Below are 25,523 nucleotides of genomic sequence, written 5' to 3' on the forward strand. Positions count from 1 at the left end.
CAGATGGGCGATACAAAAACCGCCTATTTTACCACAGCCTTGATACGCCCGTCATGAAATTCGATGTCAATCTCGTCTTGTCTGATGGTGTTCGATGAGCCAATGACATGCCCGTCTTGATGGATGAGTGCGTAGCCTTTGGTTAGGGTGCGGGCAGGGTGTTGTACCAAAATCATGCTTTGTAAGTGGCGAGTCTCATCACGCAAGGCGGATAAGCGGGGCAGTAGTGCTTTGTGCCGAGATAGAGTGTGGACGGTGGTTTGGCGAGCGTGTTTGATGTGTTCGTGAGCGGTTTTGTGCTGACGGGTGAGCAGGTCGCTGATGGCAGATGAGAGCGTGTGGGTGCGGTATTTGGCATGACTGCTTAGCGTGCTTAATAAAAAGTCGCTGTCTTTTTTGGCAAGTTTTAGGGTTTGGCTTGCCCCGTGATGGACGCTTTTCATGGCAAGATGGCTTTGCTCTTTGGCGTGGTGCAGGCGAGTGCGACTGATGTCGTTGATGGTGGTTATGGCACCTTTGGCAAGGGCGACCATTGTGACCAGATGGTTTTCGATGGCTAGGATGACCTTAGATGGCGTATCAAAGCGAGTGTGTGCCACTTCATCGAGTAGCACCTTATCACGCTCATGCCCGATACCGACCCACACAGGCATGGGCGATTCGGCAACCAATGCCGACAGCTCATAGTCATTAAGATACGCCAAATCGCCCACCGCTCCGCCCCCACGGATGATGACGAGCAGGTCGGCATGATGGGCGTGACTGGCATAAAACTCACCGATGGCGTGCGTGATGGCTGTCCTTATCTCGCTTGGGGCGTGATTGCCCTGAAAGGTGGCGTGATGATAATAGAACTGGCACGCCCCCGTCTGTGCCAATCTGTCCGCTTCGGCACGAAAATCACCCAGTCCTGCCGCCTGCTCGGGGGCGATGACGATGACATGACGGATGTCAAAGGGGGTGGGTAGGGCTTTATTTAGGGCGGTCAGTCCTTCATCATGTAGGCGTTTTAGCATGGCGTTATAAGCCTGAGCCAATGCCCCGAGCGTGTAAGTGGGGTCAATGTCGCTTATATTAATACTAAACCCGTACTGCGGATGAAAACTTGCCGAACCTTTTATCAGCACCGCCAGTCCTGCCGAGAGCGGTTTGCCTGTCTCACGGGTGAATTTGCCGACAACCGCATTTGCCTGATATCGCCACAACGTCGCCCGAGTACTGGCGATGATGTTGCCGTTATCGTCCTTTTCGGCAAGTTCAAAATAATAATGCCCACCCTTGGTATTGACCGCTCGCAGTTCTGCTTGTATCCACACTTCATGGTCAAAGGTGTCGCTGATGACCAGTTTTACCGCTTCTAGGTAGCTACTTAGCGATAACTGCACCCCTGCCAATGTCGGCTCATCAGATACGCCATTCATCTCATCGGCGATGGCTTGATGTAGGGCGTTGATGTCGGTGTTGTCTTGGGTCTGTGCTAGTCTGTCTAGGTTTTGGTCTAGGGCGGTCAAGATGGCTTTGTGGTTCATGGTGGCTGTTTTAAAGTAAAAAGGTAAAAGGTAGAAAATAGAAAGGCATTGAAAGGGCAAATAATACTAGGGCGTGTTGAATATTGGTATTTGCCATGAAAAATAGGAAAAATCGCAGGCTGATAGTCATTCTCAACTTAAAATAGTAACTTATTGATTTTTAAAAATTATTTTTTGGTTGTAGGGGCGAATTGCAATTCGCCCTTGATAAATCAATCACTTATACAAAGTTGAGAATGGGGCAAATTAAGTTAAAATCTTAAAAATTACCTGATTCAGTGGGCGGATAGCCATTTTTCATGCAAAAATTAATTAAAGCGTTAAATTTATCATATTTATCAATAATGGCATCAATGTTTGGCACGCTCTAAGATTGTAACAGATTTTTGATGATTTATGAATGCTGGTGGTGGTAAAGGATTGGGTTTTAATTTAAAATTGCCAAAATGCCATAAATAACGTAACATAGCAAAGACTTTGAACAATTTTAAATTGAGTAACGCACAAAGGCACACCATGAGCAAAAACACCCCAATTATCCCTACCAATTTAGCAAAATTTTGCGATGACTATTTACAAGCAAGCGAATTTAACGACTATTGCCCCAACGGTCTGCAAGTCGATGCCGATACGCCCATCAGCAGGGTCATCACAGGCGTTACCGCTTGCCAAGCCTTGATAGATAAGGCGATAGAGCATAACGCCCAAGCGATATTGGTACATCATGGCTATTTTTGGAAAGGCGAGCCTGCTCCACTGGTCGGCATGAAAGGCAAACGCATTCGCACCCTGCTCCAACATAACATTTCACTCATCGCCTATCATCTGCCCCTTGATGCTCACCCTGTCATCGGCAATAATGCGGTGCTTGCCGGTGAGCTTGGCTTGACCATAACAGGGGCGTTATATCCCCATGAAAAACACCCTGTGGGTAATGTCGCCACCTGTTCGCCCACGACATCTGCCGATTTTGCCAAAAAAATCGAGCAAGTGTTGGGGCGTACACCCCTGCACATCAGCGATGACCCTAACCGCACCCTAACCAAAATCGCCCTATGCACAGGTGGCGCCCAAGACATGATAACCCAAGCTCATGCTATGGGTTGTCAGGCGTTTATCTCGGGGGAAGCGTCCGAGCGTACCACGCATTTGGCACGAGAGCTGGGCGTGGATTATTTTGGGGCGGGTCATCACGCAACCGAACGGGGCGGTATCAAGGCATTGGGCGAGCATTTGGCGGACGTGCTTGGGCTTGATGTGGTTTTTGTGGATATTGATAATCCTGTTTAAAGGGGTGTTTGCCAATGATATTTTTAAAAAATATCCCATTTACAACGCCATATAACAGATTGATGTATTAAGGGCAAATGGGATTTGCCCCTACAACCCAAAAAATGGCATAATAATCAATCATCTACCATTTTAAATTGGCATTCAAGTAAAAACACCATTTGCAAAAGTAACTCATTTGGCTTGTCTTTTTTGGTATTATTTTTTAAAAAATAATGGTAAAATTAGCCGATTTTTGTTTGTATTGTAAATTTTAAAATTTATTAAACTTCCTGCAAAACCAGGTTTTCCGTTCGCCCTTGTATCAACCCAACACCAAACCTAGATTATCTGCTAGAATGTTGTTGGGTTATACAAGCAAAGAGAACACGGGTTCGCCCTTAGTGTCTTAACACTGGTGCTCAGATGGTGTCCTTTGCTTGTCATCTTAACTCTGAATGGTATCTAAGTGCGTTTATTAAAACAGACACTGCATAAACAAGGCAAGAGACAGATGATACACTATATTGGCATAGACATCAGCAAAGCAAAGTTTGATGTTGCATTTATAAACCCAAGCACAAATAAAGTAAAAACCAAGGTTTTTAACAACAACAAAGCAGGCTTTGATTTACTGCTTGCTTGGTTAAAAACCAATGTCAGCAATCATCTTGATGAGCTACACATCATCCTAGAAGCAACAGGGGTTTATCATGAACACCTAAGTGAGTTTCTTGATGATAATAATATCAAGCAAAGCATTGTCAATCCTAACTATGTCCGCAAATTTGCAGACAGTTTGGGGGTAATCCATAAAACTGATAAAAAAGACAGCATTATTTTATCAAGGTATGGTTATAGCCACAAGCCTGAGGTTTGGGTAGCACCTAGCATTGAAGCCAAACAGCTAAAAGCTCTATTGGCTCGCTTAGAAGCACTCAAAGAAGATTTGCAACGAGAGCAAAACCGACAAGAGTTGCTCTTATCACCCAATCTGCCCGATTTGGTTAAAGCATCCATGCAAACAGTCATCAGTGTCCTTCAAGAGGAAATTGCCAAACTCACCAAAGACATTGATGACTTTGTTGACAAACAACCAAGTTTAAAGCAAGACAAAACCTTACTTGAAACCATTGACGGTATTGGTTCTGTTATTGCCAAAGAAGTGGTATGCTTAATACATACCAAACAATTTAAAAAAGCCTCACAGATGGCTTCGTTTTTAGGCTTAATACCCAAACAAAGACAGTCAGGTGTCTTTAAGGGAGCAACCAAACTGTCCAAACAAGGGCAAGTCTCTTTGCGTGCTAAGCTGTATATGTCTGCAATGAGTGCCATTCGTTATAATAGCACCATTAAGGCATTTTATGAACGATTACAACAAAACGGTAAAACCAAAATGCAAGCCTTATGTGCTTGTATGCGTAAATTGGTACATATCTGTTTTGGTGTTATCAAAACCCAAACATCCTTTGAGCAACAAGTATCTTTAAGTTAGTTTGTAAGATACTAGATACCAGATACTTAAAAAACCATTGACTTAGGTGGGGTATCATGGTATCTGAGCTATGCCTGCGGGTGGCGGAAAACCGTTATGGGCAGGCTAGCTCACTTTGAGCAGTTTTCTTTAATTTGGGGTTTTGCAGGAAGTCCATTAAAAAATATTTTAAATTATCCTTTATCTTATAAGGAAATCTATGTTAAATCTCACCGCCACTGACGTGCGTATGAATGCACAGGCTACCAATAAAGACGAAGCCTTATCCTTGCTTGCCAAGATATTGAGCGAAGACGGACTGGCGACTGCCGATTATCTTGCGGGACTACAAGCCCGTGAAGCACAGACCAGTACCTATCTGGGGCAGGGGATTGCCATTCCGCATGGCACGCCAGAATCACGCGCTTGTGTGCAACAAACAGGGGTGCGACTCGTGCATTTTGCCGATGGCGTAGTGTGGAATGATGACGGCGAGCGAGCGTATTTGTTGGTGGGGATTTGTGCCAAATCCGATGAGCATTTGTCCATTTTAAGGCAACTGACTCGCACGCTTGGCGATGATGTGGCAGATGACATCAAAAATGCCAAGACAGCAGAGCAAATTATCACAATCATCAATGGCGATAAGGTACACGGCAAAACCAGCTTTGTGGTGCATGAGAATTTATTAAAAACCGAAGTAGTAGCCAGCGATATCGATGAGCTGTATGGCGTGGCGGTCAATGTATTAAAAAATCAAGGCAAGATAACAGGGGTGGTTGGCATTCGTCCTGCCTTTGTGCAACTGTCATCACATTTGGGCTGTGTAACCTTAGAGCATGATGAGCTGGTTGCTGAGCCTGCCCTAGCGTTGGTGGTTGCCAAAAAAGCCCTAGCATGGCAGGATAAGACGGTGCAAGCGTTGGCGGTGATTGCTGGCAATCGCCACACCGATAAGCAGGCATTGGCAGGGGTGTATGATGTTTTGTTAAATGATGAATTTAATGCCAAGCTGACTGCCCTTAGCGTGGGCGAGCTTGCCGAATGGCTTGGTGCCGAGCGTGCCGTGCATTGGCAGTCGGCAAGTGTGGTACTGCTTAATGCTCATGGATTGCACGCACGTCCTGCCACTGCCTTATCCGAGCTTGCCAAAGGGGCAACAGGCGAGCTAAAAGTGGCGGTGGATAATGGGGCGTATGTCTCCGCCAAAAGCCTAACCAAATTGCTCTCACTGGGGGCGACACGGGGGCAGAGCCTAACATTCATCGCCGAGCCGAATACCGATGCGACCGAGTATCTACCCAAACTTATCCAAGCGGTACAAGACGGACTGGGTGAAGAAGTAACACCGATAAGTAACAGCCAAGCAAATAACCAAGCAAATAGCCAAGAAAACCATGAACCTGCCCCTGTGCTTGACTTGTCCGATAATACCATTATCACCAAAGGCGAACGCACGCACGCCACATCAGCGTCAGTAGGGCTGGCTCATGGTGTGGCATTTGTGGCACGCCAAACACGCTTTGATTATGCGGTGCAAGGGGGCGATAAGGCGAGCGAGTGGGCGAGCTTGCAACAGGCGATTGGGGCGGTCAAGGCAGAGCTGACCGACTTTGTACAGCACGCCAAAAAAATGTCCATTGCCAAGATTTTTACCGCTCATGTGGCTCTGCTTGATGATGAAGAAGTCACGCACGGGGCAAAAGACGGCATTGATGATGGGCTATCGGCAGCGGCGGCGTGGCACGCTCATATTGAGCAGTTGGCAAAAGTGCAGGCGAGCGTTGCCAATCATCTGCTTGCCGAGCGAGCGGCGGATTTGCGAGATGTCGGACAAAAAGTGCTTGCCAAGCTCACAGGACAAACGCTCACTGCCGAGCCTGATGAGCCGTATGTGCTTATCAAAGAAGACCTACTACCGTCCGATGTGGCACGCCTAGACCCTGCACGCGTGGCAGGGATTATCACGGCGGTGGGCGGTGCCAGCTCGCACAGTGCGATTGTTGCCCGAGCGTTGGGCATTCCTGCGATTGTGGGGGCGGGCAAGGGCGTGCTTGACATTAACGATGGCGAACAGGTGCTGATAGATGGCGGTCAAGGTTGGTTTGTGGTTGCACCAACCGATGAGATGGTGGCGGTCGCCAAAGCTGAGCAAGCAAGCTGGGCGGAGCGTAAACGCCTAGCCAGTGAAACCGCCCTAAATCCTGCCATTACCCAAGATGGTCATCAGGTGGAGATTGCCGTCAATCTGGGTAATGTTCATGATACTAAGATGGCGGTGGAGAGTGGGGCGGAAGCGGTGGGGCTACTGCGTACTGAGCTTGTGTTCATGAGTCATCAGAGCGTGCCTGATATTGACACGCAGGTGGCGGATTATACACAGGTGTTTGATGCCTTAGACGGTCGCCCGCTCGTGGTGCGTACCTTAGATGTCGGTGGCGATAAACCTTTGCCATATCTGCCCATGCCGTTTGAAGACAACCCATTTTTGGGGGTGCGTGGCATTCGCTTGACCCTAAGACAGCCTGCTTTATTAGAAAATCAGCTCATCGCCTTGATTAAGGCGTCCAAGGGGCGTGATTTGCGTATCATGTTTCCCATGATAGGCAGATTAGAAGAATGGCACGATGCCAAAGCCATACTAGATAAAGTACTGACCGACCACCCCCATGACAAGCTCCAAGTAGGCATGATGATAGAAGTACCAAGTGCGGCGGTCATGGCGGATGTGTTTGCCAGTGAAGTGGACTTTTTTAGCATTGGCACCAACGACTTGACTCAGTATGCCCTTGCCATTGACCGTGGTCATGCCACGCTCTCAAAGGACGCGGACGGTCTGCACCCAAGCGTGCTAAGACTTATCCAAAACACCGTTGCCAACGCCCACGCTCACGGCAAATGGGTGGGCGTGTGTGGCGAGCTGGCAGGCGATGAGCGAGCCATACCGATACTGGTGGGGCTGGGCGTGGACGAGCTGTCCATGTCGGCAGGCAGTATCGCCCTTGCCAAGGCGGTGGTGCGTGAGCTAAACTTTGCCGATTGCCAGTACCTTGCCAAAAAAGCCCTAGCCTGCACCAGTGCTGGCGAAGTGCGTGCCTTGACCGTTGCTAAGGAATCCTAAGATGACACAAGTACTTTGCATTACCCTAAACCCTGCCATTGACCTAACTGTCAGTCTGGACGAATTAAAACTAGGAGCGGTCAATCGTGCCGTATCTAGCCAAATGGACGCCGCAGGCAAGGGGCTAAATGGGGCTCAGATTTTGGCGGATTTGGGTGTGGATACCGTTGCCACAGGGTTCTTAGGTGGCGATAATGACGGCATTTTTAATCGGCTCTTTGGCGAGCGTGAAGCACTCAATCACAGCGAAAATTTGGGTCAAGTGGTGGATAACTTTGTGCGTGTGGCAGGCATTACTCGCACCAACATTAAGCTTACCGATGATTATTATGGCATTGGGCGTACCACAGATGTCAATGGACAAGGGTTTGTGGTTACCGAGACCGACAAACTGCACTTTTTTGAGCAGGTGGCACAGCTTGCCCCTACCTGTGATGCGGTGCTGATTGCTGGCAGTTTGGCGACAGGTTTTGGTTTGTCGGATTTTGACCATTTGTTGACGGTTTTGACCGACATTCATGATAAAGTGGCGGTTGATGTCAGTGGTGAAGCCCTAAAAATCGCCATGCGTTATCCGTTATGGCTCATCAAGCCTAACACCGATGAGCTGACCGAAGTCTTTGGCGTGCCTGTTGAGAGCTTAGATGAGCAGGTGGCACTTTTTGATGAGATTCACAGTGATATTGAGCATATTTTTGTGTCTATGGGCGAGCGGGGCGTGCATTGGCTAAGACGTCATGGCGAGACTCGTGAGCTGTATCGTGCCGTTCCGCCAACCATGAAAATCAAAAGCACAGTCGGAGCAGGCGATACCTTTGTGGCAGGCATGATTTTTGGGTTATTAGCCAATGACGAGCCACAGACGGCGTTGGTGCGTGCCACTGCGTTATCGGCTCATGCGGTCTCTATCATTGGCTTTAAAGTGCCAGAGCAGGACGTGCTAAATGACTTAATTGAGCAGGTTGCTGTGGAAAAATTAGCTTAATCTAAGTTGAAGGCAGTTTAAAAACGCATTTTAAAAAATTGGCTATGGGGCGGATTGATTTACCTTGATAAAACTGTCTTAATCATATCCATGTTAAGCATTAAAATTTAAAAATAAAAATAGGCAAACCCTATGACAAACAAAACTTATGCCATTAGCGTGGCGGATAATTCTGCTTATGGCTTGCTCATTGCCAAGCAGTTGGTTGCCAGTTTGCAAAAAAATGGCATTGATGCACAATTTACCACAGACAAAAACACCGCTCATGGTGTGAGCATTGTCATCACTGATGATGAGCGAGCCAGCACCGAGCAGGTCATTTATCTAAATCAGCACGAGCTTGACTCAGCCAAATTTGGCGATGTGGATTATTTAAAGACACTGCTTACGCCTACCCAAACCGACCAAGCGGTTTTAAAGTCGGCAACTTCATCGGTGCGTAACATCGTGGCGGTAACCGCTTGCCCGACAGGGGTGGCTCATACCTTTATGTCGGCAGAAGCCATTGAGAACTATGCCAAAGCACAGGGCTGGAATATCAAGGTAGAGACCCGTGGACAGGTTGGCGTGGGTAATGCCATTACGGCAGACGAAGTGGCACAGGCGGATTTGGTGTTTGTGGCGGCGGATATTGACGTGGATTTGTCCAAATTTAGTGGCAAAAAAATGTACCGCACGTCCACAGGACTGGCACTCAAAAAAACCGAGCAAGAATTTGCCAAAGCCTTTGAGCAGGCAAGCGTTTATGGTGGCACCCAAAGTGCAAGCACGGCAGGCGAGAGCGATGAGAAAAAAGGGCTGTATAAGCACCTAATGACAGGCGTGTCGCATATGTTACCATTGGTGGTGGCAGGTGGTTTGCTCATTGCCATGTCCTTTATGTTTGGCGTGGAAGCCTTCAAAGATGAGAGCATTGCCTTTGGCTTACCAAAAGCACTCATGGACATCGGTGGGGGCGGTGCATTCGCCTTGATGATTGCGGTGTTTGCCGGCTATGTGGCGTACTCTATCGCTGACCGCCCCGGTTTGGCGGTGGGTTTGATTGGTGGTATGCTTGCCAATACCGCAGGGGCGGGGATTTTGGGTGGTATTATTGCTGGCTTTTTGGCAGGTTATACGGTCAAGTTTTTAAATGATGTCGTCAAACTACCTGCCAGTTTGACGTCCTTAAAGCCGATTTTGATATTGCCGTTATTGGGTTCGCTCATTGTCGGTCTGCTTATGGTCTATGCCATTAATCCGCCTGTGGCGGCACTCATGACCACCCTAACCGAGTGGCTAAAAACCATGAATGACACCAATGCCATTATCTTGGGGCTGATTTTGGGAGCGATGATGTGTACCGACATGGGTGGTCCTGTGAATAAGGCGGCCTATACATTCTCGGTGGGTATGATTGCCTCAGGGGTGTTTACACCGATTGCGGCGGCAATGGCAGGGGGTATGGTGCCGCCCATTGGCATGGCGATAGCGACGTGGATTGCCAAAAATAAGTTTAATGACAATCAGCGTAACGCTGGCAAAGCGTCCTTTGTGCTGGGTCTGTGCTTTATCTCAGAAGGGGCGTTGCCCTTTGTGGCGGCTGACCCTGCTCGTGTGATTATCGCGTCTGTGGTCGGTGGGGCGTTGGCAGGGGCGATTTCTATGGGGCTTGGTATCGGGCTACAAGCACCGCATGGCGGACTGTTTGTGATACCGTTCGTCTCACAACCGCTCATGTATCTGGTGGCTATCACGGTTGGCAGCGTGGTAACTGGCGTGCTGTATGCCTTTATCCGCCAAAAAGAACCGCAAAAAATGGTGGCATAATGATAAAAACCCTGTCGGCTGGCAGGGTTTTTGGTGTTATAAAAATTGAACGGTAAAAAATCGGACAGTCTCCCGTCCGATTTTAATTTAGGTTGTTTTGTTAGTTTTATTTTAGTATTTCTCTAAAAGTACCGTCTGTGTTCATGCGTAGCAACATTTTGGCACGGTCAGTATCTAGTGATGTCTGCCAGAAACGGTCTTGGTTTGGCACGAACAACACATAACTCACCACGCTTGGCACTTCTTCAATAGGGGTCAAGTCGTCTTTTTCCACTGTTTCGTTGTATAGCTTGATGAATTTGTCCGCTACGTCAGCAAAACGCAAGTCGTGCATTGGTGTTAGGTTTGGTTCTAAATCGCCACCGCCAGAGAGTTGAACAGGAGTGGGTTCGCTCCATTTGCCGTCTGACCATTTGTAGATGTAGTTATCAATATTCTCAGGCTTGTCGGGGTCTTGGATGTCAATGCTGATTTGGATGTCAGTAAAATTAACGCCTTGGAAGAATTTTAACTCCTTGCCTGCAAATTGGGGCAGTGCCAGCAGTTCATCTTGAACTTTTTGTAGTTTTGCTGCATCTGTCAAGGGATGAACGGTTGTGGCAGGAGTCTCTTCTGCTGTGGCGACATCAACGGCAGGCTCGGTTGGGGCAGGTTGTGTTGTTGGCGTTGCTGGTGTTTCGGCTGTGGTTGGTGCTGGCGGGGCGGTTTCTGTTTTGTCACCGCCACAGGCAGTCAATAGAGCAACCAAGCTCAGTGGTAGGATTGCTTTTTTCATGAGAGTTATCTCCTTTGGGTTAAACGAAATTTAAATAAAATTAGGCATTATCCTGAGTTGGGGTCTTGGCAGGTTTGCGACTACGGGTAAGCAGATGACGACCAAGCAAGCCAATCATGCCCATGATAATCCATGAAATCCCTGCCTGCAACATCGCATCATCGCCAAAAAACTCAGCTTGTTTGTCCGCTTTGATTTGGGCTTTGGTTGCCATCTCTTGGTAGGTGATGACCCCTGTACCATTCATGACGATGTCATAAGTGATGTTCTCATCAGTAGCATCATATTTGGCGGTGATTTGTTCTTCTAGGACGCTCTCAATGCGAGACTGCTCCAAATCATGGTCTAGTCGTAGCTTGACCATCTGTCCTGATGTTGGCTGTACGTCCAGCTCATAAAACTGCTCGGCGCTGTTTGGTCCACGGCGACGTTTGGTCTCTAAGGTAACATCACGACCTTCAACCACTTTACCTTCAACCACACTTAGGGCGGACTCTGCGGGTATGCCACCGCCTGTACTGGCATTGTGATTGCTAAAGAAGTGCATGCCCACCAAGCCAATACCACCAAACAAGAATAAATAAGACACCAAAAGAATTTTGGCAAAAACATTTTTTAACATGACAGTTACCCATCCATGAATTAGACAAATGGGTATTATATATCGTCGGGGGGGGGGAGGTGCGTCAAGCGGTAATTGATAATTTTTATTTACCAAATCGGTTTTATTGATGATGACTTTTGCGGATAAAAATAAAAAATCGGACAGTCTCCTATCCGATTTGAATTGATAAAAAGCATGAATTAACCTTACCCATCCCGCTCCTTATCCTTACCATAGAACGCTTCTTCTCGGCTGTCTTCAAACTCTACCCACACGGCACTGATAATCGCCAGCAGTACGGCAAAGCCCAATCCTAATATCCATGCAAAATACCACATGAGTTATCTCCTAATATAGTGTATGTTCGTTCTCTTTAATGTAAGCTTTGGTAACCTTGCCCCGCATGATAGCGTACGCCCAGCTCGTGTAGCCGACCACCACAGGCAGGATAAACACCACCACATAGACCATGACCATGAGTGTAAACTGGCTAGACGTGCTGTCCCACACGGTCAAGCTCGAACGGGGGTCGGACGATGACGGCATATAAAAAGGAAATAAAGCCACGCCTGCGGTCATAATCACCCCAAGCACGCCCACGCTAGACAGCACAAAGGCAGTCAAGGTGCGTCCTGCTTTCATGACAAGCACCGCCACGATAGGCATGATGACACCCAAGGCAGGAAACGCCCACAATGCCCCATTTGCCTTAAAATTGGCAAGCCACGCCCCTTGTTCGGTGATGACGGTCTTACTTGCGGGGTCAATCAAGGCGTTTTTGTCCACCGAACTGGTGATGACATAGCCGTCAAGGTTTGCCACCCAAAAGCCTGCCAATACAAACAGCACCGACATGATGACGGCAGAGATAGTGGTTAATTTTTTGGTGCGAGCTTGAATGTCATCGACTGTGCGATGAGCCAAATATACCCCGCCTTGGGTTATCATCATAAAGGCACTCACCAGACCACAGAGCAGGGCAAAGGGCGACAGCAAACCCCAAAACGAGCCAGTATAAGTAGAGACAAGCTGATTGTCAAAACCAAATGGCACGCCCAAAAACAAGTTGCCAAACGCCACCCCAAAAATCAAGGCAGGCACGAACGAGCCGATAAACAGTCCCCAATCCCATGCCGTCCGCCAGCGTTCATCTTTGACCATGCTACGGTATTTAAACCCCACAGGGCGAAAAAACAACGCCCACAATGCCGCCATTAACGCCCAATAAAACCCGCTAAATGCCGTGGCGTACAGCAAGGGCAGAGCGGCAAAAATTGCCCCGCCTGCCGTGATGAACCACACCTGATTGCCTTCCCAGTGAGCCCCAATGGTGTTGATGACCACACGCCGTTCCTTGTCGGTTTTGCCGACAAAGGGCAACAGACTACACACGCCCATGTCATGACCGTCCATAATCGCAAAGCCGATGAGCAAGATACCGATGATGAGCCACCAGATGAATTTTAGAGTTTCATAATCAAATAGCATGGTTATACTCCTTTAAATTCATTGGGGTTGATGATGTTTTTGTCGCTTTTTTCGCCAAAATACCGCCCTGTGCCGAGACTGGCAGGGCCCAGACGGACGTATTTTTGCATCAGATAAATCTCAATGATAAACAAAATGGTATAAAACACCACAAAGCCAATCAGCGACCATATTACATTGCTAATGGCGATGTTGGACACCGACAAATGTGTCGGCAATACCCCATACACCGTCCACGGCTGGCGACCATATTCGGCAACGAACCAACCTGCTTCGGCAGCTATCCAAGGGGCAGGGAGCATGATGACAGCAAATTTTAACAGCCATTTTTTCTCCATAAAATTGCCCTTAATGGTAAAAAATAGCGATAAGGCAAACAGCACCAACATCAAAAAGCCCAAACCGACCATGATACGAAACGTCCAAAACATGGGTGTTACCTTAGGAATGGTGTCATTGGTGGCGGATTTTACCATGTCGGGGGTGGCTTGGGTAACGTCATGGGTGTATTTTTTGAGCAGTAAGCCAAAACCCAAATCGTTTTTGTGGTGTTCAAACTGTGCTAATGTCTCAGGATTGACCGCCTTGCCGTCTGCCATGCTCGCACGCATCTCATCTAAGGCACTGACCGCAAAGATACCGCTGACGATTCGCTCTTCGTTAATCTCCTTAATGTCATGAATGCCTAATATCTCTTTATCCAGCGAGCGTGTGCCGATGATACCCATGGCATAGGGGACGTGTATCGCCCAGTCGTTTTTTTCTTCTTTTTCGTTGATGAGTGCCACGACATTAAAGCCGGCAGGGGCAGGCTCGGTCTCCCACATCGCTTCCATGGTGGCAAGTTTGGTCTGCTGAGCCAGCCCGATAGAATAACCCGACTCATCGCCTAACACAATGGTGCTACAAATGGACGCAAAACCAAAGGCGGCTGCCACATGAAAACTGCGTTTGGCAAAGGCGACATCACGCCCTTTGAGCAGATACCAAGCCGACACCGACAGCACAAACATCGCTCCGACCACATAGCCTGCCGAGACGGTATGGACAAATTTATTTTGAGCGTCAGGGTTTAGCAGGATTTGGGCGAAACTGGTCATTTCCATTCGCATGGTCTGGTAGTTAAACTCCGCCCCCACAGGATTTTGCATCCAGCCATTGGCAATTAAAATCCACAGAGCCGACAGGTTCGTCCCCAGTGCCATGAGTATGGTGGTGATGAGATGTTGCACACGGCTCATTCGCTCCCAACCAAAGAAAAACAGCCCGACCATCGTGGATTCTAAGAAAAACGCCATCAAGCCTTCAATGGCAAGTGGGGCTCCGAACACATCGCCGACATAGTGCGAATAATACGCCCAGTTCGTCCCAAACTGGAACTCCATCGTAATGCCCGTGGTAACCCCCAAAGCAAAGTTAATGCCAAAGAGCTTACCCCAAAAGCGGGTCATGTCTTTCCAAATCTCTTTGCCTGTGATGACATACACCGACTCCATGATGACCAACAGCCATGTCATGCCAAGCGTTAGGGGGATAAATAAAAAGTGAAATAATGCTGTTACGGCAAATTGTAGCCGTGAGACATCTACCAAAGACTCGGTAATCATAGGCTCACCAGTGTAATAATATATCGGCATTTATATTAGCATAATCTAATATAAACAACAAGCAAATAAATAATAAATAGTGTGGGTTATATGACAATAAATTTGACATGGCTTGTTAAAAAAGCATTGTCATGGTAGGCACACCCTAAATGGACACACATATTGTTGGGTAATTTTGTGATTAAAAATCATTTTTGTCAAGGCGAAAACTGTTGATAAATGGTTAAATATTATTCATTTTAAATACATCAATTAAATCCTAAACAAAAACCCAAACAAAAAACAGACAAGCCAAACTTGTCTGTTTTAAGGTCAATAAAAAGAGTAAAAACGCCATGCCAAATCTACGACATCGGCAAGTCAAACAACAAAAATTCTGCAAATTCATCACTTTGAGCGATGATTTGGTTCTCATCAATTATCGCCACCGCATCGCCTGCTTGATACTGTGTACCATTTATCATGACAGACCCTTTGGCGACTTGTAGCCAGTAGGCTCTGCCTTTATCAAGGCTCACGACTTGCTCGCCGTCCAACTGATACCGCCACAGTTTTGTGTCTTGATACACCACAAACGACCCACGCTCCCCTGTGGGCGACAGGATTAGCGTACCGCCCATATGGTCATCAAACTTTGCCTGCTCATAGCGTGGGGTTACGCCCATGCGATTGGGCATTATCCAAATTTGGTAGAGATGTAGCTCGTCCGTGTCGCTCGGGTTAAACTCCGAATGACGCACGCCCGTCCCTGCTGACATGAGCTGAAACTCGCCTGCTGGCACGGTCTCGCTGTTGCCCATACTGTCCTTATGAGCGACCGACCCCGACAACACATAGGTCAAAATCTCCATGTCTTTGTGTGGGTGCATACCAAAGCCCATGCTTGGGGCTATCCAGTCTTCGTTGATGACTCTAAGGGTAGAAAAGCCCATAAAATTAGGGTCATAATAATCGGCAAACGAAAAGCTATGGCGACTGGTTAGCCAACCATGCTCGGCAAAACCACGCTCGTGCGACAGTCTAGGGATAATCATAAAAATACCTGATGTTTTTAAAATTTATCCCATTATAAATCTTTAAAAGTGGTAAATAAATAGCGGTTTGGTTGATGTATCTTTTCTTAATGGGAAAAATAAAACACGCTTGTCAATATCGCCTAAATTGATTATGATAAACCCATACTTTTTAGGAAATCATCATAAATATCAAGCCCCTTATTTTTGCCCTATCCCTTTTACCCCTATCCGCTTTGGCGTGTGAAGTGCCAAAGGTAACGGGATATAATCATGTGGGTTGTTTGCAGGGTGGTTTAGCAAGTGTGGAACAAAACGGCAAATGGGGCATGATTGACAAAAACAATCACATCATCATTCCTTTATCATACGATGATATATTGGATGTGTCTGAAAATAAAATTGGTGTCAAGAAAAATAACAAATGGGGATTTATTGATAAAAATAACCAACTTATCATTGATTTTTTGTATGATGAAATACATTCTTTTCATCAAAACATGGCAGGCGTAAAAAGCAATGGCAAATGGCAATTCATTGACCGGACAGGTAAACCAACCATATACACCGATTACGATGATATCTTTGATTTTTCAAATAATATCGTTCAAGTAACACAAAATAAAAAGATTGGTTGGATTGATAAAACAAAGGGAGTTATCATACCTGTTGAGTACAGTCTTTTGGAGTATTTTTCACAAGATTTGATATTAGCCAGAAAAGATAATAAATTTGGTTTAATTGATAAAAATTCCAATATCGTTTTACCTTTTGAATATAGTTTTATACAAAAACTGCCCAATGGTGTGGCAAAAATACATCAAAGACAACCAACCAAATATTTAAGCTACCGTTATGGGCTGATTGATAAAAATGGTAAAATTGTTGTTAAGCCAGAATATAAATATCTTAGCATGGCAACTGATGATTTATTTATTGCAAAAGCCGATGACAATCACAAAGGGGTTATTACCAAAACAGGAGAGATTATCTTGCCTTTTTCTTACCAAGAAATTGACTTTTTATCTGGGGGTTTGATAAGGGCAACAAAAGACACAAAATTTGGATTGTTTGACAGTCAAGCTAAGCCACTCACGCCTTTTATTTATGATTATCTTGGAGATTTTTCGGAGGGATTGGCTGTTGTTTATAACAAAGAAACCCGCAAAAACGGTTTTATTGATGATACAGGAAAAGAAGTCATTCCACTGGATTATGACTCGGCAGGCAGGTTTAGACATGGTTTGTCCATTGTTAGGCTAAACGACAAATATGGCATGATTAACAAAAATAATCATGCCATAATACCCATCAAATACAAAAATATCGAACGCTTATCAGAAAATTTGATTCTGTTAGAAAAAGTCAAAGAGGATCAGTTTTTTTATTACGATTATTATCTTATGGACAATCAAACCAACATCATCAACAAGAAGCCTTATGATGGAATTTATACACCATCTGAGAATTCCTATGGGATGCAACTTAAGACTGCTGATAGAATTAAAGTATCAAGAGATAGATTGTATGGATTTGTTGATGATTTTGGCAAATTAGTTATTCCCATTCAATATGATGATGCTCAGAATTTTTCAGATGGTTTGGCAAGAGTGAAACAAAACGGCAAATGGGGATATATTGACAAAACAGGTAAAGTGGTTATCCCTGTTCAATATGATAATGCTTGGAGCTTTTCAGGGGGCTTGGCAAAAGTAAGACAAAACGGCAAATGGGGTTTTGTTGATAAAACAGGTAAAGTGGTTATTCCCATTCAATATGATTATGTTTGGAGCTTTTCAGAGGGCTTGGCAGGAGTAAAACAAAACGGCAAATGGGGGTTTATTGATAAAACAGGTAAAGTGGTTATCCCTGTTCAATATGATTATGTTTGGGTTTTTATCAATGGTAAAGCCAAAGTATCATTAAACGGCGAAACCTTTTATATAGACACAACAGGCAAACGCATTAACTAACCAAGGAAACAATTATGAAACAATTTCTAAACCCCCTTATCATCACCCTATCCCTTTTGCCCTTATCTGCTTTGGCGTGTGAAATGCCAGAGATGTCAGAGTATGATACTGTGAGTTGCTTGGTGGATGATTTGGCAAAAGTGGCAAAAAATAATAAGTGGGGAGTTGTCCATAAAAATGGCAGGCAGATTATTCCTATTCAATATGATGATATTTTGGATTTTAAAGAAGGTTTGTCGGGAGTAAGTCAAAATGGCAAATGGGGATATATTGATAAAACAGGCAAAGTGATTATTCCTATTCAATATGACTTTGCTTTTAACTTTTTAGAAGGTCTAGCAGGGGTGAAGCAAAATGGTAAATGGGGTTTTGTTGATAAAACAGGCAAGATAATTATCCCTTTTTACTATGATGATATCAGAGCTTTTTCAGAAGGCTTGGCAGGTGTCAAACAAAATGGCAAATGGGGTTATATTGACAAAACAGGCAAGGTAGTTATTCCCATTCAATACAATGATATTAGAAATTTTTCGGAAGGATTGGCAGGCGTTGAGCAGGATGGTAAATGGGGTTTTATAGAAAAAACAGGTAAAGTGGCGATTTCCTTTCAATATGATTATGCTGAGAGATTTTCAGATGGCTTGGCAGGAGTAGAACAAAATGGCAAAAACGGCTTTGTTGATAAAACAGGGAAAGTTGTCATTCCTATCCAATATGATTATGCCGAGAAGTTTTTGGATGGTTTGGCAAAAGTAAAACAAAATGGTAAATATGGTTTTGTAGATAAAGCAGGCAAAGCTGTTATTCCCATTCAATACAACCATGTTTGGGATTTTGTAATGGATAAAGCCATTGTTGAATTAAATGGTGAAACCTTTTATATCGACAAAACAGGCAAACGCATTGATTAAAACAAAAGTGCCAAATGGACATTTTGATTTTTACAGCTAACAAATTTGAATTTTATTAGGGCGTGTTGAATATTTTATTTACAATGAAAAATGAGAAAAATCGCACGTTTTTTAAGGAAAAAACGCAGGTTGATAGTCGTTCTACACTCAATAAACTTTAAAATTGCTACAAACGCAATGATGCTTGGATGTAGGGGCGTGCTGTGCACGCCTTACACGGTACTGTCATCAAAGGGTGTACTCAGCACACCCCTACAAACCCGTGGTAAATATCAAGTTGGCTGGGTGTATCAGACAAGTTTTTATTATGAAAAACAATCCGACCACTTAATTATGTAAAATTTTAAGATTTTCACTTAATTTTTTAAATTAAGTGGTTGGATAGCCATTTTTCATGCAAAAATTGATTGAAATTGTCAATTTTTCATCTTATTTTATAAAAATGTTATCAATGGTAGGCACGCCCTAGCTGTATATCTAAATTGTAAATAGTGTTATAAAGGTTTAACACGCCCTGCTTGTTATAAAGTTGAGAATGGGGTTGTCAATTTAAATGTATTATTGTACAAAAGCAGGCACGCCAAACCATCAAGATTTTAACCCCATCGCATAGGTGGCAACCATCGGTTTGACAAAGGGGATTTTGTCAAAGGCAATCAGTCCGACATTACGAGCCACTTTCATGACAGGATTGGCACTGGTAAAACTACCAACAACAGTGTCGCAGAATTTAATCACTCGCTTTTGGTCGGTTTGGCGGGATTGTTCATAGCCTAGCAGGCGTGCTTGGTTGCCAAAGTCGGGGGTGGTCATGCCAAATTTACCGCTTTGGGCGTTTTGTAGGTTCTCGCCCAAAAGTTTGGCAAGAGCGTAAGCATCTCGTAAGCACAGGTTGAAGCCTTGACCTGCCACAGGGTGTAGTGTGTGAGCGGCATTACCCATGAGGACACAGCGACCGACGACCTGCCGATGAGCCAGTACTTTGGTCAAAGGGTATGCCCCACGTCTGCCTGCTTGTACAAACTGCCCTGCATCCGTGCCAAACACTTGTTGTAGTGTCGCCAAAAAGTGGGCGTCATCATGCAAGTAGGCGTGTTCATCGCCTTTTGGGCAGATAAAGACGACCGAACGGCGATATTTGCCATCTGTGCTGTCGGGTAGCGGTAGCACCGCCAACGGTCCGGCAGGGCTGAATTTTTCAATGGCGACATGCTCATGTGGCGTGTCTGTCTCAACCACGCCAACGATACCCACTTGCCCATAATCATGACTGTCTGCTCCCACGCCGAGCATGTGGCGAGTAGGCGAGTGCTGACCATCGCACGCCACGACCAGTGGGGCAGATAGCTGAATGTTGCCGTTGCCCGTGCCGTCATCTTGGCTGATGGCGGTAACATGAGCCATGTCATCATCTTGGCTAATGGCGGTCACTTGGGTGTCATCATGCAGGCGTACATAGGGGCTTGCCTTGACCGCTTGGAGCAGTACCCGTCCTAGCCATGCGTTTTCCATGACAAAGCCAAAGCTCTCAACGTTCTCCGCTTGTTTATCCAGTGTCGCTCGCCCAAAGCTACCAAGCTCGCTAATTAGCACCTTATCAATACGGCAGGCGTGGCTGTCCAACTCATCCCACAGCCCAATCTCATGATAAATCTGCACGCTACGTCTAGACAAAGCGGTGTTGCGACTGTCTAGATAAGACTGGCGTTCACGGTCTTGGTCGGGGGCGATGGTCGGGTATTTGACCGTCTCCAACAGCGTGCTATAAATGCCGTGATGAGCCAAAAGCAGGGCAAAGGACAGTCCGACATGACCGCCACCGATGATGATGACGTGGTTATGCTCAGGTGTGGTGTCAGGGTGTGGGGCTGTCATGACTGTCTCGCTGGATAAATGGATGGTGTATTAGGGCGTGTTGAATGTTGATATTTGCAATGAAAAATGAGAAAAATCGCCCGTTTTTCAAGGAAAAAGTGAAGTTTGATAGTCGTTCTATCAAACGAGCTTTTGACGATGAAAAACAAGATTTAGCCATTTTTCATACAAAAATGGATTTAAAGTGTTAAATTATACCATATTCTACAAAAATGTTATCAATGTTCAACACGCCCTATGATAACAATTTCCCATTAAGTTAAAATTTTGTTATAATGGCTGACCATATTACCCACAACTTATTACCCTTTGGAGTTTATGATGAACATTCAAGCACTCATGCAACAAGCCCAAGCCATGCAAAAGCAGGTTGAGCAAAACGTCGAATCCGCCAAAAAAACCCTTGCCCAAAAAGAAGTCCAAGGCGAAGCAGGTAATGGACTGGTAAAAGTGACCATGACAGGTCGCCATGTGGTCAAACGCTTATCTATCGATCCAAGTTTGATGGGTGATGAGCCTGACATGATTGAAGATTTGGTGGCAGCTGCCATTAATGATGCGGTACGTCAAGCAGATGAGCTACATGAAGAGATTATGGCAGGGGCGACCACAGGCATGGGTCTGCCTAAGGGCATGCAAGGACTGTTTGGTTAATGCTCACCCCCAAATTTGACCAACTGGTCAAAGCCTTGCAAATCCTACCGTCTGTCGGACAAAAGTCTGCCCAACGCATGGCGATAGAACTACTGTCCAAAAAACGCCCCCAAGGCTTGGCACTTGCCTATGCCTTGGAGATTGCCATGAATGAGATTAAAGAATGTCAAATCTGCCATTCATTTAGCGATGATGACATCTGCTCCATTTGTGCCGATGCCCGCCGTGATGACAGTCAGCTGTGCGTGGTGGAGCGTGCTTCCGATGTGGTGGCGATTGAGCAAAGTGGGGCGTATCGTGGGCGGTATTTTGTGCTGGGCGGTCATCTGTCGCCCTTGGACGGTATCGGGGCGGATGATTTGCACATGGATGAGCTGGTGGCGTTGGTCAAAAAGTCCGCCATTAGCGAGCTGATTCTTGCCACGGGGGCGACGGTCGAAGGTCAGACCACCGCTTTTTTTATCCATGATGCCCTAAAAGCTCACGTGGATAACATTACTCGTCTCGCCCAAGGCATTCCCATGGGCGGAGAGCTGGGTTATGTTGATAGTCTAACCTTGCACCAAGCCTTACAAAATCGGGCGTTTTTATAACTAAATTTATCAGTTTGAGCCACTTTCGCTTTAAATAGCCAAAACGGTTGGGATTATCCAACCGTTTTTTGTTGCGTGGGTTGCTTGAAATACAAAGGACGATTATTTTATCAAATTATCTTGGTAAAAGTGTTATGGATAAAACACCCCAAACCCCTAAAACCGCTCTTGTGCATGCTCCATGATTTTATCACGCAGGGCATGGTTTAGGTATGCCATGGCTTGGGGGGTGGTGTGCCTGATGTGATTTAGGATTTGGGTGGTGGCAAGGGCGTGACTGTTAGGCAGGCGAGTGTAGTTATCGCTGGGCGTGATGACAAATTCATCATCGGACAAATCAACGCTTACCAGCTCCTTGGCGGTATTTTTGTGCAGAACATTGACGTTGCCTGACAGTAGGATGTTGCCAATCTCATCAGCGACCGCTTGGGCAATGTCACGCTCATCGGTGGTTTGGCTGTCTTTGGCGGTGTTGGTAAATTGCAAATGCAGGGCAAGGGGGAAGTCATCCCACACGATGACACTCGTGCCTGTGATTTTGATGTGGGTGGCAGGGCGTAAGCTGTCGGGACTGACCCCAAAAATCGCACACGCCTGTGCTGTGGTTACTTGGTCATTCATCTGCCCAAAAAAGTCGGTCAAGGGCTTTTGGGCTTTTAACTCATCGCTTAGGCGGTCATAATGAGCCAATAGCATGAGTGGCAAATCCTGCTCACAGATGAATTTGTCTATCTTGACATTATGCACCCGAAACGGCACATCATCAGTCAGTACTTCTTGTAAAATAAAACGGTCAGTCATGTTAATACGAGTGTTAAAAACGCATAATATAGCACACTATCGGCATTGTTGCATGGCTGTTGTGTAACTCTTTGTTTTTGGGCTTTTTTTGGGCATGGATGCTGGGATTATTTTGCTTTGCTTAACGCCACACACATATCCAGCAAGCGATTGGCATAGCCGACTTCGTTATCATACCATGCTAGGATTTTAAATTGACGACCTGCCTGCATAAGCTGAGAGCCGTCTATGATGAGCGAATGGGTGTCGCCGATAAAGTCAGATGAAACAAGCGGTTCATCAGTATAATCCATAATCCCACGCAGGCGGTGTTGGCTCGTGTGTTTGAGTAGTTCTCTGATGTCGTCAAGGGTAGGGTCTTTTTCAAAGATGACCGTGATGTCAATACAGGCAACGTTCACAGTCGGCACTCGAATAGAATGCCCGCTTAATTTGCCTTGTAAAAACGGCAACACCCGTACAGTGGCGTTAATGCTACTTGATGTGGTGGGAATGATGTTTTGCCCTGATGCTCTTGCTCGTCTTAGGTCTCGGTGGGCTTGGTCTAGCACTGTTTGGTCGGCGGTTACGGCATGAATCTCGGTCATCATCACGCTGTCTATGCCATAGACTTGCAAAGTGTGCAGTAGGGGAACTAGGGCTTGGGTGGTGCAGGACACACCTGAGATGATGGGCAAATCGGTGTGCAGTATCTCATCATTAACCCCCATGACCACGCTGGCATCCACCGTATCAAAGGGGGCAGAGCCGATGATGACTTGTTTTGCCCCTGATAAGCGGTGTAGACTTGCATCATCATAGGAGCGAAAATGCCCCGTGCATTCTAATACCACGTCAATGTCAAGCTCGCCCCATGCGATGTCGGTGGGGTTTTTTTGGTTAAGTAGTAAAATCTGACATAGGGTTTGCCCGTTTTTTTGTAAAATCAAATAATCATCTTGTAGATGTGCGTCCACACCCAGTCTGCCGTGCGTGCTGTCAAATTTTAATAAATGCAGGAGCGTGTGAGCGTCTGCCACATCATTAATGGCGATGATGTCAAGGCGGTCAAACCTTGTGATGTCGGACAAGTACGCACGCAGTAGCATTCGCCCAATGCGTCCAAAACCGTTGATGGCAAGGCGAAGTGTCATGGCTTATCCTTGTTGGTACTACTGTCGGTTGTTTTACTGTCATCTGCCGTGTCTGTTGTGTCGGCTTTATCGGGTTTGGAGATGTCCAAAAACGCCAACGCTAGCCTTGCGATGTTGTAATAGCCATTGCCTTTGCCACTCATCTCCACGATGGGTTTGAGCTTGACACCGCCTTCAAATTCGCCTTGGGCGTCGAGCTTATCATAGATGGCTTTGATGGCGTGTAGCTCGTCATCACTGGGGGCAAAACGCAGGTAGTCGTCTTTGCCATCACGCTCGATGAGCTGAGTGATGTGGCTGATGATGGTGGATTTGGCAAGCTGGCGTCGCTGTGCTATCTCATCAAGGCTTAGACCTTTTTTGATGAGTGCTAGGGTCTCATCTAGGGTTTTGCCAACTTGGGTGGGTGATTTGCCTTGGGTTTGGTTGGCATTGATGTGCTGTTTGCGGGCTTGCTCATCTTTGACTTTTTGCAAAAGTTTTTCTTGGCGAGCGATGATGGCATCATCAGTAATGCCGTCACAGGCGATGATGAACTGTTTGTGAATCTCGCTTAGCGTATCATCATCTAAGGCGTAGAACTTTTCGGCTTGTTCGTCGGCAATCTCTAATAGACGGTTATTGACGTGAAACACCCATTCATCTAATAGTAGGCTGTTTTTGTTCATGCCAAGGAGTTTTAGGCCGTCCAGTGACCGCAGGCGAGAGAGAGCAACATAGCCTTGCCCCATTTCAAAGGTGCGAGATAGGTCAATCTCGGCAGCATCTAGGGTCATGCCTTGGCTTTTGTGAATGGTGATTGCCCATGCTAGGGCAAGGGGGATTTGGCTGTAACTGGCTAATATCTCGCCTTGGTTGTCTTCTATCGTCCACTCATCAGGCTCGGCATAGACCATGCGACCATTGTCGAGTCGTATCATGGGATATTTGATGGTGCTGGTAGGCTCGTCACTGCCATCAATGTTTGCTTGTGGCAGGGCGATAAAATCAACCACTTCGCCCATCGTGCCATTAGAGACACTAAGGTTTTGGTTGTTTTTGACAAACATGACCCGAGCCCCGATTTTTAGGGTCAAAGATGGGGCGGCTTTGACGTTTTTGGCAAGCATTTCTATCAGGGCTTTATCGCCATAGGTGGTGCAGTCAAAGGTGTGAGCGTCGCCATCTAGTAGGGCAAGCTGTTCTTGGTTGATGCTATCCACATTGCCATTATGAGTGTACAGACGTGTACAATTGTCGCTGATGTCGTTATGGCGAGTGCCAAGTAGGATATCTTGGGCAAGGGCGTCCACGTCCTGATGGCGGATTTGGTTCAAGATGTCATTTAGACTCATGCCAAACCGTTCACGCTCATCATGCCCTGCTTGGCGGTGCTGTTCTGATAGGTAGCAGATTTGAAAATTGGCGGTTTTCCATGCCTTTGCCATAAAGGCAAACTTCTCCTTGTTGCTCTCACCCTTGTTACCAACAGGGGGCAACTGAAAAAAGTCGCCCGAGAAAATCACCTGCACCCCACCGAAAGGGGCGTCATTATCACGAATGGTGCGTAAAATCTCGTCCAGCAAATCTACTTGTTTGGCATGGAGCATGGAAATCTCATCAATGATGAGTACCTTAGCGTCTCTTAGGCGGTCGGTCACGGCTTGGCGATATCTTAGGCGTTTAAAATCTTCATCGGTAAAGCTGTCTTTGATACCCATACCAGACCATGCGTGTATCGTCATGCCATTCATGTGCGTGGCGGCAATGCCAGTGCTGGCAGTGATGGCAGCTGAGATGCCACGCACTCGCAGGTAGTGAATGTACTGGTTTAGGACATAGGTTTTGCCTGCCCCTGCCTGCCCTGTCAAAAAGACGTTTTGTCCTGTTTTTAAAATATCAAGTGCGGTACTTTGTTTCATGGCAT

The 25,523-nt window shown here is 46.2% G+C and carries 22 protein-coding genes; 11 read left to right on the plus strand and 11 right to left on the minus strand.

Features of this window, described 5'->3' with window-relative positions:
• Positions 1 to 23: 23 nt before the first annotated feature.
• Entirely contained in the window at positions 24 to 1,529 is a 1,506-nt protein-coding gene (gene xseA, locus AAHK14_RS09680) for an exodeoxyribonuclease VII large subunit (protein ID WP_065256902.1), read from the minus strand.
• Between the two features lie 516 nt (positions 1,530 to 2,045).
• Between xseA and AAHK14_RS09685 the strand changes: the two genes are divergently transcribed.
• The 5 genes from AAHK14_RS09685 to AAHK14_RS09705 all read left to right on the plus strand — a co-directional run bounded on the left by AAHK14_RS09685 (position 2,046) and on the right by AAHK14_RS09705 (position 10,190).
• Positions 2,046 to 2,819 (plus strand): Nif3-like dinuclear metal center hexameric protein, encoded by a 774-nt coding sequence (locus tag AAHK14_RS09685; RefSeq protein ID WP_065256901.1) that lies wholly within the window; start codon positions 2,046 to 2,048, stop codon positions 2,817 to 2,819.
• A 448-nt stretch (positions 2,820 to 3,267) separates the two neighbouring features.
• Positions 3,268 to 4,296, plus strand: a complete 1,029-nt coding sequence (locus AAHK14_RS09690) for an IS110 family transposase (protein ID WP_083108321.1) — start codon at positions 3,268 to 3,270, stop codon at positions 4,294 to 4,296.
• Positions 4,297 to 4,495: 199 nt separating this feature from the next.
• Positions 4,496 to 7,396: a phosphoenolpyruvate--protein phosphotransferase gene (ptsP, locus tag AAHK14_RS09695; protein ID WP_065256516.1), complete on the plus strand. Its 2,901-nt coding sequence runs from the start codon at positions 4,496 to 4,498 to the stop codon at positions 7,394 to 7,396.
• A gap of 1 nt (position 7,397) precedes the next feature.
• Positions 7,398 to 8,381 (plus strand): 1-phosphofructokinase, encoded by a 984-nt coding sequence (locus AAHK14_RS09700; RefSeq protein ID WP_065256515.1) that lies wholly within the window; start codon positions 7,398 to 7,400, stop codon positions 8,379 to 8,381.
• Between the two features lie 132 nt (positions 8,382 to 8,513).
• Complete coding sequence (locus tag AAHK14_RS09705; protein WP_197035913.1) at positions 8,514 to 10,190, plus strand: fructose-specific PTS transporter subunit EIIC; 1,677 nt, start codon at positions 8,514 to 8,516, stop codon at positions 10,188 to 10,190.
• A 106-nt stretch (positions 10,191 to 10,296) separates the two neighbouring features.
• Here the strand turns inward: AAHK14_RS09705 and AAHK14_RS09710 are convergent, their stop codons facing one another.
• The 6 genes from AAHK14_RS09710 to AAHK14_RS09735 all read right to left on the minus strand — a co-directional run bounded on the left by AAHK14_RS09710 (position 10,297) and on the right by AAHK14_RS09735 (position 15,698).
• On the minus strand, positions 10,297 to 10,965 hold the full coding sequence (locus AAHK14_RS09710) for a hypothetical protein (protein WP_065256514.1): 669 nt from the start codon (positions 10,963 to 10,965) through the stop codon (positions 10,297 to 10,299).
• Positions 10,966 to 11,005: 40 nt separating this feature from the next.
• On the minus strand, positions 11,006 to 11,587 hold the full coding sequence (locus AAHK14_RS09715; RefSeq protein WP_065256513.1) for a hypothetical protein: 582 nt from the start codon (positions 11,585 to 11,587) through the stop codon (positions 11,006 to 11,008).
• Between the two features lie 188 nt (positions 11,588 to 11,775).
• Positions 11,776 to 11,907, minus strand: coding sequence for a cytochrome bd-I oxidase subunit CydX (cydX, locus tag AAHK14_RS09720; RefSeq protein WP_065256512.1), 132 nt, complete (start codon positions 11,905 to 11,907; stop codon positions 11,776 to 11,778).
• A gap of 10 nt (positions 11,908 to 11,917) precedes the next feature.
• On the minus strand, positions 11,918 to 13,057 hold the full coding sequence (gene cydB, locus AAHK14_RS09725; protein ID WP_065256511.1) for a cytochrome d ubiquinol oxidase subunit II: 1,140 nt from the start codon (positions 13,055 to 13,057) through the stop codon (positions 11,918 to 11,920).
• Between the two features lie 2 nt (positions 13,058 to 13,059).
• Positions 13,060 to 14,664, minus strand: a complete 1,605-nt coding sequence (locus AAHK14_RS09730; protein ID WP_065256510.1) for a cytochrome ubiquinol oxidase subunit I — start codon at positions 14,662 to 14,664, stop codon at positions 13,060 to 13,062.
• A gap of 344 nt (positions 14,665 to 15,008) precedes the next feature.
• A complete protein-coding gene (locus AAHK14_RS09735; RefSeq protein WP_065256509.1) occupies positions 15,009 to 15,698 on the minus strand; it encodes a pirin family protein in 690 nt (229 codons plus the stop codon).
• A gap of 308 nt (positions 15,699 to 16,006) precedes the next feature.
• Here AAHK14_RS09735 and AAHK14_RS09740 point away from each other — a divergent pair, with 308 nt between their 5' ends.
• The 3 genes from AAHK14_RS09740 (at position 16,007) to AAHK14_RS09750 (ending at position 18,900) form a co-directional block, all read left to right on the plus strand.
• Positions 16,007 to 17,650 (plus strand): WG repeat-containing protein, encoded by a 1,644-nt coding sequence (locus AAHK14_RS09740; RefSeq protein ID WP_156065177.1) that lies wholly within the window; start codon positions 16,007 to 16,009, stop codon positions 17,648 to 17,650.
• A gap of 83 nt (positions 17,651 to 17,733) precedes the next feature.
• Positions 17,734 to 18,561: a WG repeat-containing protein gene (locus tag AAHK14_RS09745; protein ID WP_346818198.1), complete on the plus strand. Its 828-nt coding sequence runs from the start codon at positions 17,734 to 17,736 to the stop codon at positions 18,559 to 18,561.
• Between the two features lie 177 nt (positions 18,562 to 18,738).
• Positions 18,739 to 18,900 (plus strand): hypothetical protein, encoded by a 162-nt coding sequence (locus AAHK14_RS09750; RefSeq protein WP_156065069.1) that lies wholly within the window; start codon positions 18,739 to 18,741, stop codon positions 18,898 to 18,900.
• Between the two features lie 249 nt (positions 18,901 to 19,149).
• Here AAHK14_RS09750 and AAHK14_RS09755 read toward each other — a convergent pair whose 3' ends face one another.
• Positions 19,150 to 20,436: an FAD-dependent monooxygenase gene (locus AAHK14_RS09755; RefSeq protein WP_065255736.1), complete on the minus strand. Its 1,287-nt coding sequence runs from the start codon at positions 20,434 to 20,436 to the stop codon at positions 19,150 to 19,152.
• 59 nt (positions 20,437 to 20,495) lie between these two features.
• Here AAHK14_RS09755 and AAHK14_RS09760 point away from each other — a divergent pair, with 59 nt between their 5' ends.
• The 3 genes from AAHK14_RS09760 to recR all read left to right on the plus strand — a co-directional run bounded on the left by AAHK14_RS09760 (position 20,496) and on the right by recR (position 21,683).
• Positions 20,496 to 20,627, plus strand: a complete 132-nt coding sequence (locus AAHK14_RS09760; RefSeq protein WP_255518752.1) for a hypothetical protein — start codon at positions 20,496 to 20,498, stop codon at positions 20,625 to 20,627.
• Positions 20,628 to 20,757: 130 nt separating this feature from the next.
• The gene (locus tag AAHK14_RS09765; protein ID WP_065255735.1) at positions 20,758 to 21,090 is read left to right on the plus strand and encodes a YbaB/EbfC family nucleoid-associated protein; all 333 of its coding nucleotides are present in this window, start codon (positions 20,758 to 20,760) and stop codon (positions 21,088 to 21,090) included.
• Positions 21,090 to 21,683, plus strand: a complete 594-nt coding sequence (gene recR, locus AAHK14_RS09770; protein ID WP_065255734.1) for a recombination mediator RecR — start codon at positions 21,090 to 21,092, stop codon at positions 21,681 to 21,683. The genes AAHK14_RS09765 and recR overlap by 1 nt, the downstream gene beginning before the upstream one ends.
• A 156-nt stretch (positions 21,684 to 21,839) precedes the next feature.
• Here the strand turns inward: recR and AAHK14_RS09775 are convergent, their stop codons facing one another.
• From AAHK14_RS09775 to AAHK14_RS09785, 3 genes are all read right to left on the minus strand, one after another.
• A complete protein-coding gene (locus AAHK14_RS09775; protein ID WP_083108371.1) occupies positions 21,840 to 22,484 on the minus strand; it encodes a hypothetical protein in 645 nt (214 codons plus the stop codon).
• 107 nt (positions 22,485 to 22,591) lie between these two features.
• On the minus strand, positions 22,592 to 23,617 hold the full coding sequence (locus tag AAHK14_RS09780) for a type I glyceraldehyde-3-phosphate dehydrogenase (RefSeq protein ID WP_194092668.1): 1,026 nt from the start codon (positions 23,615 to 23,617) through the stop codon (positions 22,592 to 22,594).
• Positions 23,614 to 25,518 (minus strand): AAA family ATPase, encoded by a 1,905-nt coding sequence (locus tag AAHK14_RS09785; RefSeq protein WP_194092667.1) that lies wholly within the window; start codon positions 25,516 to 25,518, stop codon positions 23,614 to 23,616. Before AAHK14_RS09785 ends, AAHK14_RS09780 begins: the two co-directional genes overlap by 4 nt.
• Between the last annotated feature and the right edge of the window lie 5 nt (positions 25,519 to 25,523).

This window comes from Moraxella sp. K1664 (genome assembly GCF_039693965.1).
In the GTDB taxonomy this organism is placed as follows: Bacteria; Pseudomonadota; Gammaproteobacteria; order Pseudomonadales; family Moraxellaceae; genus Moraxella.

Excerpts from the sequence above, each read along its gene's own strand:
- xseA (WP_065256902.1), bottom strand. The coding sequence starts at position 1,529 with ATGAACCACAAAGCCATCTTGACCGCCCTAGACCAAAACCTAGACAGA.
- AAHK14_RS09685 (WP_065256901.1), top strand. The coding sequence starts at position 2,046 with ATGAGCAAAAACACCCCAATTATCCCTACCAATTTAGCAAAATTTTGC.
- ptsP (WP_065256516.1), top strand. The coding sequence starts at position 4,496 with ATGTTAAATCTCACCGCCACTGACGTGCGTATGAATGCACAGGCTACC.
- AAHK14_RS09700 (WP_065256515.1), top strand. The coding sequence starts at position 7,398 with ATGACACAAGTACTTTGCATTACCCTAAACCCTGCCATTGACCTAACT.
- AAHK14_RS09705 (WP_197035913.1), top strand. The coding sequence starts at position 8,514 with ATGACAAACAAAACTTATGCCATTAGCGTGGCGGATAATTCTGCTTAT.
- AAHK14_RS09710 (WP_065256514.1), bottom strand. The coding sequence starts at position 10,965 with ATGAAAAAAGCAATCCTACCACTGAGCTTGGTTGCTCTATTGACTGCC.
- AAHK14_RS09715 (WP_065256513.1), bottom strand. The coding sequence starts at position 11,587 with ATGTTAAAAAATGTTTTTGCCAAAATTCTTTTGGTGTCTTATTTATTC.
- cydX (WP_065256512.1), bottom strand. The coding sequence starts at position 11,907 with ATGTGGTATTTTGCATGGATATTAGGATTGGGCTTTGCCGTACTGCTG.
- cydB (WP_065256511.1), bottom strand. The coding sequence starts at position 13,057 with ATGCTATTTGATTATGAAACTCTAAAATTCATCTGGTGGCTCATCATC.
- AAHK14_RS09730 (WP_065256510.1), bottom strand. The coding sequence starts at position 14,664 with ATGATTACCGAGTCTTTGGTAGATGTCTCACGGCTACAATTTGCCGTA.
- AAHK14_RS09735 (WP_065256509.1), bottom strand. The coding sequence starts at position 15,698 with ATGATTATCCCTAGACTGTCGCACGAGCGTGGTTTTGCCGAGCATGGT.
- AAHK14_RS09740 (WP_156065177.1), top strand. The coding sequence starts at position 16,007 with ATGATTGACAAAAACAATCACATCATCATTCCTTTATCATACGATGAT.
- AAHK14_RS09745 (WP_346818198.1), top strand. The coding sequence starts at position 17,734 with ATGCCAGAGATGTCAGAGTATGATACTGTGAGTTGCTTGGTGGATGAT.
- AAHK14_RS09750 (WP_156065069.1), top strand. The coding sequence starts at position 18,739 with ATGATGCTTGGATGTAGGGGCGTGCTGTGCACGCCTTACACGGTACTG.
- AAHK14_RS09755 (WP_065255736.1), bottom strand. The coding sequence starts at position 20,436 with ATGACAGCCCCACACCCTGACACCACACCTGAGCATAACCACGTCATC.
- AAHK14_RS09760 (WP_255518752.1), top strand. The coding sequence starts at position 20,496 with ATGAAAAATGAGAAAAATCGCCCGTTTTTCAAGGAAAAAGTGAAGTTT.
- AAHK14_RS09765 (WP_065255735.1), top strand. The coding sequence starts at position 20,758 with ATGAACATTCAAGCACTCATGCAACAAGCCCAAGCCATGCAAAAGCAG.
- recR (WP_065255734.1), top strand. The coding sequence starts at position 21,090 with ATGCTCACCCCCAAATTTGACCAACTGGTCAAAGCCTTGCAAATCCTA.
- AAHK14_RS09775 (WP_083108371.1), bottom strand. The coding sequence starts at position 22,484 with ATGACTGACCGTTTTATTTTACAAGAAGTACTGACTGATGATGTGCCG.
- AAHK14_RS09780 (WP_194092668.1), bottom strand. The coding sequence starts at position 23,617 with ATGACACTTCGCCTTGCCATCAACGGTTTTGGACGCATTGGGCGAATG.
- AAHK14_RS09785 (WP_194092667.1), bottom strand. The coding sequence starts at position 25,518 with ATGAAACAAAGTACCGCACTTGATATTTTAAAAACAGGACAAAACGTC.